The 12,701-nt window shown below is 62.8% G+C and carries 14 protein-coding genes; 10 read left to right on the forward strand and 4 right to left on the reverse strand.

The features are described 5' to 3' along the window. Positions 1-75: 75 nt before the first annotated feature. From AAFM31_RS07130 to AAFM31_RS07155, 6 genes are all read left to right on the forward strand, one after another. Positions 76-714 (forward strand): TetR family transcriptional regulator C-terminal domain-containing protein, encoded by a 639-nt coding sequence (locus AAFM31_RS07130; protein WP_341707224.1) that lies wholly within the window; start codon positions 76-78, stop codon positions 712-714. Between the two features lie 109 nt (positions 715-823). Further along, positions 824-1,759 (forward strand): PDR/VanB family oxidoreductase, encoded by a 936-nt coding sequence (locus AAFM31_RS07135; RefSeq protein WP_341707225.1) that lies wholly within the window; start codon positions 824-826, stop codon positions 1,757-1,759. Positions 1,760-1,787: 28 nt separating this feature from the next. Next, complete coding sequence (locus AAFM31_RS07140) at positions 1,788-2,261, forward strand: RidA family protein (protein WP_341707226.1); 474 nt, start codon at positions 1,788-1,790, stop codon at positions 2,259-2,261. Continuing rightward, positions 2,261-3,109 carry a creatininase family protein gene (locus AAFM31_RS07145; protein ID WP_341707227.1) on the forward strand — a complete coding sequence of 283 codons (849 nt, stop codon included), beginning with the start codon at positions 2,261-2,263 and terminating at the stop codon, positions 3,107-3,109. Before AAFM31_RS07140 ends, AAFM31_RS07145 begins: the two co-directional genes overlap by 1 nt. Positions 3,110-3,151: 42 nt before the next feature. Further along, positions 3,152-4,153, forward strand: a complete 1,002-nt coding sequence (locus tag AAFM31_RS07150; protein ID WP_341707229.1) for an ABC transporter substrate-binding protein — start codon at positions 3,152-3,154, stop codon at positions 4,151-4,153. A 59-nt stretch (positions 4,154-4,212) separates the two neighbouring features. Beyond that, positions 4,213-5,562, forward strand: coding sequence for an FAD-binding oxidoreductase (locus tag AAFM31_RS07155; protein ID WP_341707230.1), 1,350 nt, complete (start codon positions 4,213-4,215; stop codon positions 5,560-5,562). Between the two features lies 1 nt (position 5,563). On the opposite strand, the gene AAFM31_RS07160 is transcribed toward AAFM31_RS07155, so the two are convergent. From AAFM31_RS07160 to AAFM31_RS07170, 3 genes are all read right to left on the reverse strand, one after another. After that, complete coding sequence (locus AAFM31_RS07160; RefSeq protein WP_341707232.1) at positions 5,564-6,301, reverse strand: 3'-5' exonuclease; 738 nt, start codon at positions 6,299-6,301, stop codon at positions 5,564-5,566. Continuing rightward, the gene (locus AAFM31_RS07165) at positions 6,298-8,211 is read right to left on the reverse strand and encodes a DUF294 nucleotidyltransferase-like domain-containing protein (RefSeq protein ID WP_341707233.1); all 1,914 of its coding nucleotides are present in this window, start codon (positions 8,209-8,211) and stop codon (positions 6,298-6,300) included. The genes AAFM31_RS07160 and AAFM31_RS07165 overlap by 4 nt, the downstream gene beginning before the upstream one ends. A 64-nt stretch (positions 8,212-8,275) precedes the next feature. After that, positions 8,276-9,208: a LysR family transcriptional regulator gene (locus AAFM31_RS07170; protein WP_341707235.1), complete on the reverse strand. Its 933-nt coding sequence runs from the start codon at positions 9,206-9,208 to the stop codon at positions 8,276-8,278. 86 nt (positions 9,209-9,294) lie between these two features. On the opposite strand from AAFM31_RS07170, the gene AAFM31_RS07175 reads away from it, so the two are divergent. Genes AAFM31_RS07175 through AAFM31_RS07190 form a run of 4 tightly spaced genes read left to right on the forward strand, consistent with a single transcriptional unit; the run spans position 9,295 to position 11,674 of the window. Further along, on the forward strand, positions 9,295-9,750 hold the full coding sequence (locus tag AAFM31_RS07175) for a DoxX family protein (RefSeq protein WP_341707237.1): 456 nt from the start codon (positions 9,295-9,297) through the stop codon (positions 9,748-9,750). Between the two features lie 25 nt (positions 9,751-9,775). Continuing rightward, a complete protein-coding gene (locus AAFM31_RS07180; protein ID WP_341707238.1) occupies positions 9,776-10,585 on the forward strand; it encodes a class III extradiol ring-cleavage dioxygenase in 810 nt (269 codons plus the stop codon). A gap of 47 nt (positions 10,586-10,632) precedes the next feature. Next, the gene (locus AAFM31_RS07185; RefSeq protein WP_341707239.1) at positions 10,633-11,394 is read left to right on the forward strand and encodes an NAD-dependent deacylase; all 762 of its coding nucleotides are present in this window, start codon (positions 10,633-10,635) and stop codon (positions 11,392-11,394) included. 13 nt (positions 11,395-11,407) lie between these two features. Further along, positions 11,408-11,674 carry a DksA/TraR family C4-type zinc finger protein gene (locus AAFM31_RS07190; protein WP_341707240.1) on the forward strand — a complete coding sequence of 89 codons (267 nt, stop codon included), beginning with the start codon at positions 11,408-11,410 and terminating at the stop codon, positions 11,672-11,674. Positions 11,675-11,715: 41 nt separating this feature from the next. Here AAFM31_RS07190 and AAFM31_RS07195 read toward each other — a convergent pair whose 3' ends face one another. Beyond that, complete coding sequence (locus tag AAFM31_RS07195; RefSeq protein WP_341707241.1) at positions 11,716-12,606, reverse strand: cache domain-containing protein; 891 nt, start codon at positions 12,604-12,606, stop codon at positions 11,716-11,718. Positions 12,607-12,701: the final 95 nt, after the last annotated feature.

The raw sequence follows: 12,701 nt of genomic DNA on the forward strand, positions 1-12,701 counted from the left end.
CTGTTTTCCTGAGTGTCGTTATTCGGCCCGAGGATGGTGCGCAGGGCGTCTGTTATTCACTGGAATGGTGCAATTGTGGCAAAAGTAGACATGCGAACGGAGCGCTCCAAGCAGAGCCGTCAGGAAATCATGCGCAAGATTCTGGATGCAGCAATCGCCGAATTCAGCCAGCACGGATTTCAGGGGGCATCGACCCAGGCCATCGCCGAGCGTGCGCAACTCAAGAAGTCGCAATTGCACTATTACATCGAAGACAAGGAAGCTCTGTACTCGCAGGTTCTGGGTATGGTGCTGGACAGCTGGCGCAGCTTCTTCGTATTTGACAGCGCTGCCGAGCAGTCGCCGCGCGAGGCGCTCAGCGAATTTGTGCGGGTCAAGTTGGACTACGCGCTGGAGAATCCGGAGCTGTCACGGATCTTTACCATGGAGGTGCTCAGCGGCGGCGCGCGGCTGGAGAACTACTGGCCGGGCGCGATGGAGGCGACCCACGCCAAGGTTGCCAAGATCAACAGTTGGGTCGCTGACGGTGCGTTGCGACCGCTCGACGGCCGCCTGCTGATCATGCACATCTGGGCACTGACCCAGTATTACTCTGACTACACCCTGCAGGCCGAGATGCTGCTCGAGTCGCCGCTGACCGCGCCCGACGTGCGGCAGAAAATCGAGCAGGAACTGATTCAGTTCGTTCTCTCAGGCGCCGGGCTACGCGCCTGATTTTCCTTATCCACACCCCCTGATCGGCTGCTGAATTAACGCTGCAGCGGTTTGCTGGCATGTGTTATGCATTTAGTTTGACCAAGTGTACAGTCTACTTGGTCAATATATGTTTTCAGCCCAGTTCAGCCCACTGCGCATTAGTGCTCTCGACATGCTTACACCGGATGTCATGCGCCTGCGCCTGCAGCATCCGCAAGGCAAGCCGCTACCGTCATTCGAGGCCGGTGCGCACATTCAGATTCAGATCGACGAGCAGCATTGCCGCGCCTACTCGCTGTGCAGTAATCCCGCGGACTTGAGCCACTACGAGATTGCGGTCAAGCGTGAGGCGCTGGGCCGTGGCGGTTCGCAAGCGTTACACGCGTTGGCCCGCTCCGGCGTCGAGCTCCCGGTCAGTGCGCCGCGCAACCTGTTCGCCCTAGCGCCGAATGCTGAGCATCACCTGCTGGTGGGCGGCGGCGTTGGCCTGACGCCGCTGATGGCGATGGCGCATCGGTTGGCGACGCAGGGGCTGCCGTTCAGCTTTGTGGTGGCGGTGTCGAGCGCGGGCAGCTCACCCTTCGGTGCTCAGTTGGCTGCGTCCGGCTGGCCGGTCGAGCTGGTGCATAACCCGCGCGAGGCGCTGGACATGACACGGCTGCTCGCCGCGTTGCCGGCACAGACTCACGTTTATTGCTGCGGCCCGGACGGGTTGATGAGCCGAGTGCGCGAGCAGTGCGCTGCATTACCCGCCGAGCAGTGGCACGAAGAAGCTTTTGCGGGCAGCGAGACCGCGGTACAGGCGGGTTTCGCACTGCATCTGAGTGAGAGCGGGATGGACATCGACGTCCCTGCCGGCAGCTCGATCCTTGCTGCGCTGCGTCAGGCCGGTGTCGCGCCGGAGACCAACTGCGAGCAGGGCATCTGCGGCAGCTGCGTGGTGGCCTGGAGCGATGGCGATCCGCTGCACGGCGACCAGTGTCTGGATGACGAAGACCGCAGCGAATACATCGCGGTTTGCTGCGGCAGCTGCCGATCACCACGCCTGACGCTGGCGCTCTGATGCCGTTATCTACGTTCGGGAGTAAGCAATGACTAGCGAAGCAACCAATGGCGCACCGCTGGCGCGTTACGCCGCAGCCAAGCGGGTGGGCGATTTTATCTTTCTGTCGGGCGTGATCGCGGTCGACCCGGCTCGCCGCATGATTGTGCGCGGCTTTGAGGACATTCCCGGGGAGGTCGCCGACAGCCTTGGTCGTACTGGCGAGTTCTCCAGCGACATCAAGCAGGGGCCGATCCTGGCGCAAAGCTGGTATGTGCTGGATGCGATCCGCCAGATCATCGAGCGCGAGGGCGGCCAGATGAGCGATGTGTTCAAGCTGGTGCAGTACTTCCGCAATCTCGACCACTTCCCGGCGTACAGCGCTGTGCGCCGCACCTTCTTCCCCGGTGAGCCGCCGGTCTCTACGGTCGTTGAGGTCAGCGCCATGCTGCCTACCGACGACATCCTGATCGAAGTGGAAGCCACCGCCTATCTGCCGCTGGGCGGCACCAAGGAGTCATGATGCTGCACGGTTATACCCCCGCAGAACGCTTTCTGCCGTACCTGAGCTGGACCGACATCGACGCGCTGCCCGACAAGGCCAACACCGTCATCGTGTTGCCGGTCGGCGCTATCGAGCAGCATGGGCCGCACATGCCCTGCGCGGTGGATTCGATTGTTGCGGCCGGGGTGGTTGGCAAGGCGCTGGAGCGGCTGCCAGCCGAGGTTCCGGCGTACGCGCTGCCTGTTATCACCTACGGCAAGTCGGATGAGCATATCCATTTCCCCGGCACCGTGACGCTGACCGGGGAGCTGCTGCTGCACACCATTCAGGAAGTCGGCGAGTCGGTTTATCGCGCCGGGTTTCGCAAGCTGATCATGGTCAACGCCCACGGCGGCCAGTACCAGCCGCTGGAGATGGCCGCGCGCGAGCTGCGTCTGCGTCACGGCGACTTTATGGTCATTCCGCGCTCGGCCTGGAGTGTGAAGTTTGACAGCAGTTTCATGCCGGAGCAGGAGCGTCAGCTCGGTATGCACGCTGGCCACGGCGAAACCGCGCTGCTTATGCAGCTGGCGCCCGAGACCCTGCGCATGGAGCGCGCCGAGGCCCATTACCCGCCGCCATTTCCCTGCCCGACATTGTCCAGTACGCGCCCCGCGGCCGCCTGGACTGCGCGCGACTTCGGACCATCCGGCGTTATCGGTGATCCGACCGGCGCGACCCCGGAGCAGGGCGCACAACTGCTTGAGCAACTGAGCAGTCAGTGGGCGCAGGCGATCACCGAAGTTCATCAGGCGCGCTGGGTTGAGCGCGAGGTGGATACCTGGGGCCGCAGTCAGTATCGCGGCCACATCGAGTCACGTAACTGAGTTTTGTCAGGTTCATATCGTCCAATCGACAGGAGATGAGTCATGCAGGCAACAGGTAACACGCGTCACCGGGTAAAGCGGATTGCATCACTGACAGCGCTGCTGGCGGTCGCCAGCTGTGCCAGCGCGCAGGCCGCGACCCCGATCACCTTTATCACCAATTGGTATGCCCAGGCCGAGCACGGCGGGTTCTATCAGGCACAGGCAGACGGTCTGTACGCCGCGAAGGGCCTGGATGTGACCATCCGCATGGGCGGGCCGCAGGTCAACTCGGCTCAGCTGCTTGCGGCGGGTCAGGCCCAGTGCATCATCAAGGATGACATTGGAACCGTCATGGCCCGCCAGCAGGGCATTCCGCTGACCATGGTGGGTGCCAGCTTTCAGTACGACCCGACGGTGATCATCACCCACAAGGACGTCAATTCGCTGGCCGAGCTGGAAGGCCGCCAGGTGTTGATCTCATCCAGTGCCCATTCCTCCTGGTGGCCGTGGGCGAAAAGTCAGTATGGCTTCAGCGACGCCATGAGCCGCCCGTACACCTTCAATGTGCAGCCCTTTATTGCCGACAACTCGCTGGCGCAGCAGGGTTACATGAGTTCTGAACCCTTTGCGCTGCAGCGCGAGGGCGTCGAGTTCAACGTCTTTTCGCTCGGCCAGCAGGGTTATCCGCCCTACGGCAACTCGATTGCCTGCAGTGACGAGCTGATCGAGCAGCATCCGGAGCAAGTGCAGGCGTTTCTGGACGCCTCGCGCGAGGGCTGGAAGCGCTACATCACTGACCCCAGCGCCGGTAATGCGCTGATCCGGAAACAGAACACCGAGATGAGCAGCGAACAGCTGGCCTTTGCGCTGGAGCGGCTGCGCAGCAGCGGCATGGTCGCTGGCGGTGACGCGGCGACTCAGGGGATTGGCGTGATCACTGATGCGCGCATGCAGGCGACCTGGGACATGCTGGTGGAAAACCAGTTGGTGGATACCGACAAGGTGGCGCTGCAAGACGTCTACACCACCGAGTTCGTCAAACAGAACCCGGTCATGCCCTAATCCAATAGCGCGCGCTGGAATCGTTCCGGCGTGCGCCGGTGCAACAGGATGGAAAAGAAATGACTTCAAGTGAGGCGCTGAGCGCCCTGCAGGCAAGGCTCCCGGAGCTGGACTGGATCACCTCAAAGGTACACATCAAACGGCTGTCCCGTGACTTCTACTGGTTCAGTCCGATGCTGGTGCCGCAATTGACCGACAAGTTGGCTGATCTGGTGGTCAAGCCACGCAACGAGGCGGAGCTGACGGCGCTGATCGGTGTCTGTGTGGATCTGGGGATTGCCATGACCGTGCGCGGTGGCGGCACCGGCAATTATGGTCAGGCGGTGCCGCTGGAAGGTGGCGTTGTCATCGACATGACCGCCTGCACCGAGCTGCAGTGGCTCTGCGAAGGGCTGGTTCGAGTTCAGGCCGGGATGAAGATCGGTGAGTTGGAGCAGCGGGTACGCGAGCAACGCTGGGAGTTGCGTTGCATGCCGTCGACCTACCGGGCTGCGAGCATCGGTGGCCTGTTTGCCGGTGGTTTCGGCGGTATCGGCTCAATCAACTACGGGCCGATTTCCACTCCCGGCACGGTGCAGGCAATTCGTATCCTGACCATTGAAGCAACGCCGCGGGTGCTGGAACTGCGTGGCGATGAGCTGCTGACCTATCACCATACCTACGGCACCAACGGCATTCTGCTTGATCTGGAGTTGGCACTGGCGCCGGCGCGGGACTGGGATGAGTATCTGTTCGACTTTCCCAGCATCGAGGCAGCCTATGGTTTCTGTCGCACGCTGCTGGACGCGGCGGGAATCGAGAAGCGTGAGTTGTCGCTGTATGACAGTCAGGCGGCCTCCTACTTCCGTGACATCCCCTTTACCCAGCCAGCCGGTCACTTCCTGGTGATGGCGCTGGTGGCACCGCACAACCGCCAGCCGCTGGCGCAGCTGCTGGCCGAGCATGGCGGCGTCCAGCTGTGGACGCAGACCTTCGCCGAGGCGCAGGCGAGCGGTCTGACGCTGATGGAGCACTGCTGGAACCACTCGACGCTGCAGGCTCTGAAGCACGACAAGGGCTTTACCAACCTGCAGACCAATTACGCGACGGATCGGGTGTTGGAGCAATTGGCCGAGCTGAAGGCGGCGGTGGGGGATGAGGTGCTGACGCATCTGGAATTTATTCGTCTGGGTAACACCCAGCCGCTGATCACCGGCCTGCCGCTGGTGCGCTACAGCTCGGATGAGCGCCTCAATGAGGTCATGGCGTTGCACGAGTCGCTCGGGATCAAGATCAACAACAGCCACACCTTCATGCTTGAGGATGGCAAGCACGGCGGTTCGTTGAGTCCGACAATTCTCGCCAGCAAGGCGGCCAATGATCCGCATTCGTTGCTCAACCCGGGCAAGATCCGTTCGCTGCAGGGCTGATTCAATACCAGAGTTCGCGCAACGGGGTGTCCCGTCGATAGTGGGTCAGCACCTGCGCCTGCAGCAGCTCGGCGGTGGCCATGGCGTCGGTGAGTGCGTGGTGGGCGCTGTAGTGCGGCAGGCCATAGCGCTGGCGGCTGTCGGCCAGACGAATCGATTCGATCTCGCGTCCGAACAGGCGTGCCAGCCAGCCGGGCTGGGCGCTGCCGCGGTGCATCCTGGCCTCAAGCTGCATGGTATCAATGACCGGAAAAAACAGTGGCTCGCCCAGATACTGACGTGCGGCGCGGTCAAGAAAGGCGCGCTCCAGCGCCCGGTAGTGAACCACCATGATGCGCCCGGCCATGGCTTCGAGCAGGCGGCTGAGGGTGCTGGCCGGGTCCGAGGCTTGGCGAATATCGGAGTGGGTGATGCGATGGTAGGTGATCGACTCTTCGCTCAGCGGGATGTCGGGTTTTACTACCCGGTAGAAGGCCTCGCGGCAGCGGATTCGTTGCAAGTTGAAAGGAATCAGCCCGATGCTGACGATGGCATCGCGGCGGGCATCCAAACCGGTGGTTTCGATATCCAGCGCGGCCAGCGGTACTTCTTCCAGCGGCGTATCGCCGGCGGGGCAGCCTGCGCTGTAGTAGGCCTGCAAGCCAGGCTGACTGCTGCGTTCGGCCAGTCTGACCAGTTCAGTCGGCCACTCAGGCGTGCGCGTGTCGACGGCGTTGGCGGCGGGATTGAAGCGGATCATAGGGTGCGGGTGACCGGCAGGTGGGGATAGCGGAAACGTAGAAACTTCTGGGCGTTGCTAAGCACCTGGAAGGCTTCCTTGAGGTTGTGTCGCTCTGCGGTCGGCACCTTTTCCGGTTCAATCTCGTTGTCCGGCTCGATGCCGTCTTCGATATCGAGTGCCTGATGGCGGATGCGCACCAGCGAGAGAAACTCCAGCGCGTAGCGCAGCCGTTCCAGTGATTCCGGTGGCATCAATTTGGTGGCTGCAATGGCATCCAGCCGCTCGAACGAGTTCTGCGCCCGGGAGCCGCAGGCCAGCGCATGGACGCGGATCAGGTCGGTCAGCGGCGCGGTGCCGCGGCGCTTGAGGTTGATTACGTTCTTTTGGCGGCCGTCCTTTTCCATCACGAAGGTACGGAAAATCCCCAGCGGCGGCGTGCGGTTCAAGGCGTTGCGCGCCAGTGCGGCGAGGAATGGCTCGTTGCAGCTGGCGCGCTCGGCCAGCAACTCCTGCAGTTCTTCGACCAGCGCCGATTCGCCGTAGACCGCATCCAGATCGAAGAAGATGCAGCTGTTAAGCAGCGACTCGGCCTTCGGGCGCTCAATCCAGTCGATGAAATACTTGCGCCACACTGACAGCGGCTGGCGCCATTTCGGGTTGGTCGCCATGATGCCGCCCTTGCAGTAGCTGTAGCCGCAGGCGGCGAGACCGTCGCTGACGAAGGTTGCCAGTTTGAAGAAATAGTCGTCGTGCAGGGCCGGGTCGAAACTGTCGTCCAGCACCAGCGCGTTGTCCTGATCGGTGACGGCCAGCTGTTCATCGCGTGCCATCGAGCCGAGAGCCATGAAGGCGTAGGGCACCGGTGGTGGGCCGAGTTCGTCTTCGGCCAGTTCCAGCAGGCGCTGGCTGAAGCTCCGGCCAATCCCCGACATGGCGCTGCCGATCATATGGGCGCTGGCCTCGTCACGGGCCATGCGCACGAAGGTGGCACGTACATCCGGCAGCAGCGACTGCAACTCCGCTACCGATTGCTTGTTGTAGATCGCGCTGACCAGATAGAGGCTGCTCTGGGACTCATACTTGATGATGTCGCTCAGGTTGATCAGGCCGATCGGGCGGCGGCGTTTGACCACCGGCAGGTGGTGGATGTTGTTGCGCAGCATGCTGAGCATGGCTTCAAAAACCGTGTCATCCCCCTGCACGGTAATCGGGTTGGGGGACATGACCTCGCTGATCGGGGTATCCAGAGCCAGCCCCTCCGCCAGTACACGGGTACGGAAGTCGCGGTCGGTGATGATGCCGACCATCACCCCGTGCTGGGCGTCGGCAACCGGTACGCGGTCCGGGTTGGGCCAGTGGCTGTGCGGGTCCACGACGACCAGCGACGATACGCCCTGGCTGGTCATGATCTGCGCGGCTTCCTGCACGCTGGTGGTCAGCGGTGCGGTCACCGGCAGACGGGAAATCAGTTTGCGCACCTTGATCTTCATCAGTTCGCTGGCGCGGCCGTTCTCGACTGCAGCTTTCAGGCGCGACTGGCCTTCGGCTTCAACGAAGTCGGCAAAGTGCTCGTACTGTTCGCACAGCTGATCAAACAGGCTGCCAGGAATGTAGTAGAGCAGGGTGTCTTCGATCGCACGGGCAGCAAAACGCACGCGGTTACGTCTTAGCAGGCCGAAGTGGCCGAAGATGTCGCCTTCGCCCAGGCGGTTGTAGAGATCACCACCGCGGCGAAAGATATCCACCGCGCCGCTGCGGATGTAGTGCAGCTCGTGGATCTCCTGGTTGAAGGCGAGGATGTCGGTTCCGGCCTTGAAGTAGGCAATCTCGACCTGGCGGGCGATGTCGTCCAGCAGCTCTTCGGGCAGCTCGTCGAACGGCGGGAAGCGGCTCAGATGGTCGCGAATTTCAATCAGCTCAATCTGCATGGGGCGTCCGGTTCGGGTGTATGGCGTGCAGCTACTGCCAGTGTAATGGCTATGGCTGCATCGGTCAGGTCAGTTGCTGCAGCGCGGCCAATTCACTGCGCAGAAACTCACGGAACAGGCGCACGCGTGCGGGGGCCTGTGCGCCGCCGAGGCTGATGGCGTAGAGCGTGCCTGTTGCGACCTGCCAGTCTTCGAGAATCGCTACCAGCTCGCCGCGGATCAGGCTCTGGCGGGCAATCAGGTCCGGTAGCGGGCCGATGCCAACGCCGTTGCACAGCAACTGCAGGGCACTGGCGTAGTCGCTGGTACGCATGACCGGCTTGAGGGTCAGGTTGGCGTCGTGGCCGCGACCATCATTGAGTTGCAGGTTGGTTGCGCCAACCCGTTCGCGGCAGGCCAACAACTGGTGTTCGGCCAGTTGGGTTGGCTGACCCGGCGGTTCACGTCCGATGAGGTAGTCAGGTGAGCAATACAGCGCAATGCGGAAGTTGACCAGAGCGGACGCGCGGTAGCTCATGTCTGGCAGGTTGCCCGGCGTCGCACGCAGCGCCAGATCGATACGGTGGGCGCTGAGATCCAGCGGTGTGTCGGTCAGCAGCAGCTCGATATCAATCTGCGGGTACTGCGCGCGGAACCGCGTCAGCAGCAGTGGCAAGACGCCGACACCCAGGTCCAGCGGGGCGGTGAGGCGCAGATGGCCCGCGGGTACGTCCTGCGCGGCGCGGGCGTTGGCACTGGCGTCGGCTAGCAAGGCCAGGGCGTCCCGGGCTTTCAGGTAGAACGCAGTGCCTTCCTCAGTCGCCGATACCGAGCGCGGGGTGCGTGCCAGCAGGGCGACGCCGAGACGCTGTTCCAGGCGCGACAGGCGGCGGCTGATGCTGCCCTTGGTTTCACCCCGTTCGCGAGCGGCCGCCGACAGGGTGCCAAACTCGATGACGGCGCAGAACGCGTAGAGGTCTTCCAGTGATCCGCCTAAGGTTTCCGATTCGTTAACCATGGGTTCCTTTTCTGCAGTCTTCTCGGGATTTGGAAACCAACATACTCTGCTCTCCATCAACTCAACGCAACGTTTGGAGACACATCATGAGCAACCAAAACACTGTTACCCCGGGCCTGGCTATCTTCGAGCGTGTCGCTCCGCTGGGCTATCCGCTGATTCGCATTACCGCTGGCCTGATGCTGATGCCGCATGGTGCACAGAAACTGTTTGGCTGGTTTGGCGGCTACGGTCTGGAAGCAACCGGCCAGTTCTTTGAAGGCTCGCTGGGCATGTCCCCCGGCATTCTGTTTGCGCTGCTGGCGGGGCTGGTCGAGTTCTTCGGCGGTCTGGCGCTGGTCCTTGGGCTGCTGACCCGGCCCGCGGCGTTGGCTGTCACATTCATGCTGGGCGTGGCGCTGACCGTGCACACGGCCAATGGCTTCTTCTGGACCAATGGCGGGGTCGAGTACCCTCTGCTGTGGGCACTGACCGCCTTCGGTATCTTCCTGCGCGGCGGCGACCGCTTCTCGCTGGATGCCCGCCTCGGCCTGCGTATCTGATCACTGACGTGCTGGAGGACTGATCATGTCTGCCAATCGACTGCCGACGGTCTTTCTTCCCCATGGCGCCGGTCCCTGCTTCTTCATGGAGTGGGAACCGGCCGACACCTGGCAGGGCATGGAGGCCTGGCTGCGCAACCTGCTGCCGAGCCTGAGCGTGGCTCCCCGGGCTCTGCTGGTGATCTCGGCCCACTGGGAAGAACCGGTCTTTACCCTGAATACCCAGGCGGCGCCTGGCCTGCTGTTCGACTACTACGGCTTTCCGCCGCATACCTATCAACTGACCTGGCCCACACCGGGTGCGCCGGAGCTGGCCGGCGAGGTTGCCGAACTGCTCGGCAAAGCGGGTTTCGATACCGCGTTCGATAATCGGCGCGGGCTTGATCATGGGGTATTCATCCCGCTCAAGCTGGTGCGGCCCGAGGCGGATATTCCGGTGCTGCAGTTGTCGCTGCGGGCCGACATGGACCCGCAGGCCCACCTTGAACTGGGCCGCGCGCTGGCGCCGCTGCGTGAGCAGGGCGTGCTGATCATCGGCAGTGGCATGAGCTTTCACAATATCCCGCTGATGCGCGCCAATCTGGCGACGCCGGCGCCGGCCATCGAGGCGTTTGATCGCTGGTTGCAGAAAACGGTTGTGCTGCCGCAGGCCGAGCGCGACGGCGCCCTGGCTAATTGGCAGCAGGCGCCGGGCGCACTGCTGGCCCATCCTGATGCCGAGCATCTGGTGCCGCTGCACGTGGTGGCCGGGGCTGCTGCCGACAGCCCGGGTCGCTGCGATTTTCATCAGGTGGCGATGGGTGTGCCGCTGGCGGGTTTTGTGTTTGCCGACTGACTCCGCGCTGGTGCACGATGACTGCAACGGGCTTGGGAGTGATGACGATGGTGTTTGATCAGGGTTTGCTGGCGCGGCTGCGGGATGCTCGGCAGGTGGTGGTATTCACCGGTGCCGGCGTGTCCGCCGAGAGTGGCATCGCCACCTTCCGCGATGCGCTGAGCGGGCTCTGGTCGCGCTTTGATCCCATGCGCCTAGCCACGCCCGAGGCCTTCGAGGATGACCCGGAGCTGGTCTGGGGCTGGTACGAGTGGCGGCGCATGCAGGTGCTGAGCACCCAGCCCAACCCGGGTCATCTGGCGATCGCCGAGTTGGCCAAGCGGGTACCGAAGCTGACGCTGGTCACCCAGAATGTGGACGACCTGCACGAGCGGGCTGGCAGTGCCGATGTGCTGCATCTGCACGGCAGTCTGCATCAGCCCCGTTGCAGTCGGTGCGCTGCGCCGTTCAGCATGCCGCCCGAACCACCGTTGGAGCCCGCCGAAGGGCGGCGTCTTACGCCGCCGCATTGTGTGCACTGTGGTGGTCTGGTGCGGCCCGGCGTAGTCTGGTTTGGCGAGAGTCTGCCGGGCGCTGCGCTGGAGGCCGCGTTTGCCGCGGCGGCCGAGTGTGACCTGCTGCTCTCGGTTGGCACCTCCGGTGTGGTCTATCCGGCCGCACAGGTGCCCGAGATCGCGTTGCGTGCCGGGGCGACGGTTGTCCACGTTAACCCGGAGCCGCAGGCGCTCGGTGGTCAGCATGAATGGCTGTTGGCTGGCGCGGCAGGCGAAGTGCTGCCATCGTTATTGCAAGCGGCTTTGGACGATTGAAGCGGGAGGCAGCATGGCCAGCGGTTGGGCGCAAGACGGGGCGGTACAGGAGCAGATCGATGCGACGCTGGACTCCGCCGTGGAGCGGGCGCGGCAGGATTTGCCCAAGGGTGAAAGCCTGAGTCACTGTGAGGCCTGCGGCGAGCCGATTGCCGAACGGCGTCGTGTGGCGTTACCCGGGGTGCGTTTGTGTCTTGCCTGTCAGGCAGAGCAGGAGAAAGACGCCCGGTTTGACTCTGGTTACAACCGCAGTGCCAGCAAGGACAGCCAGCTGCGTTAGCTGAACGCGGGCTGGCAGCAAGCGCTACCAGCCCGAGTCGCTTACTCGGTTTCAGTTTCCTGGTAGTAACCCACCGCAACCAGGTAGTTGCCGACCTTGCGGATCAGGGTCTTCTTCTCTTCTGGCCGCTCGGTCACCGGGTTGGGCCAGGTGTAGGTCACGCTGTTCTCACCAGCTTCCATTGCATCAAGAATTTTCTGGCCTACGCGCACACCATCGCGGTTTTTCAGCTCCGGGAAGTGGATGTTGAGCAGGCGACGGCTGTAGCCATGGGCAACCATGCTCATGCTGTCCATGTCGACCACGAATACGTAGAGATCGTCGCGGTTGAACTCGGGGTCCAATCGATTGATTCGACCGATGGTGGCTTCGGCGTCGTCTTCAATGGCGGCGGCAGCATCATCCAGCAGCGCCTTGGCTGCGGCTTCGCTGGAACGGGGCAGGTAGTAACCGACGGCAAAGGTCTTGCCGTCGACCTTCTGATAGAACACGTGCTTGCGCTCGACCTTGCCGTCGCTCCAGTTCATCCAGCGGTATTCGGCGCTGGATACCTTCTCCGAGTCGGGCTGCTGCAGTGCCGAGGCGAAGGTGTCGCGCAGTTCCGGGTCCAGCAGCGGGGTAATGTCGCGGCCAATCAAGGCGGCTGACGGCCCGCCACTGGCCAGCATGTAGCCGTTTTCATCAACAACGTAGACGTACTGGTCGCCATCAATGAATTCACCCTGACGGCTGAACCGGGCGAACGCTGCGTTGCCCTCCGCACGGTAGGCCGTCACCGCCTTGCGCAGCAGCTGAGCGGCGCTGGCGGCCTGCTGTTCATAGCCGGGTTCGGCTGTGGGTTGCGGCGGCATGGGCGAGGTGGCGTGGGCGGCGGTCGTGAACAGCGCTGCCATGGTCAGAGCAGCGATCATGACCGGACTCTTGAAATTCATAAGCATTCCTCTGCGGGATGTTGGTGTCACTGGGGTGAGGGCCTGCTCTTTCAGCTTAGGTGGATACTGGGCGCTGTCTAGCGTGTTCATATTGT

The organism is Halopseudomonas sp., assembly GCF_038130085.1.
Taxonomy (GTDB): Bacteria; Pseudomonadota; Gammaproteobacteria; order Pseudomonadales; family Pseudomonadaceae; genus Halopseudomonas.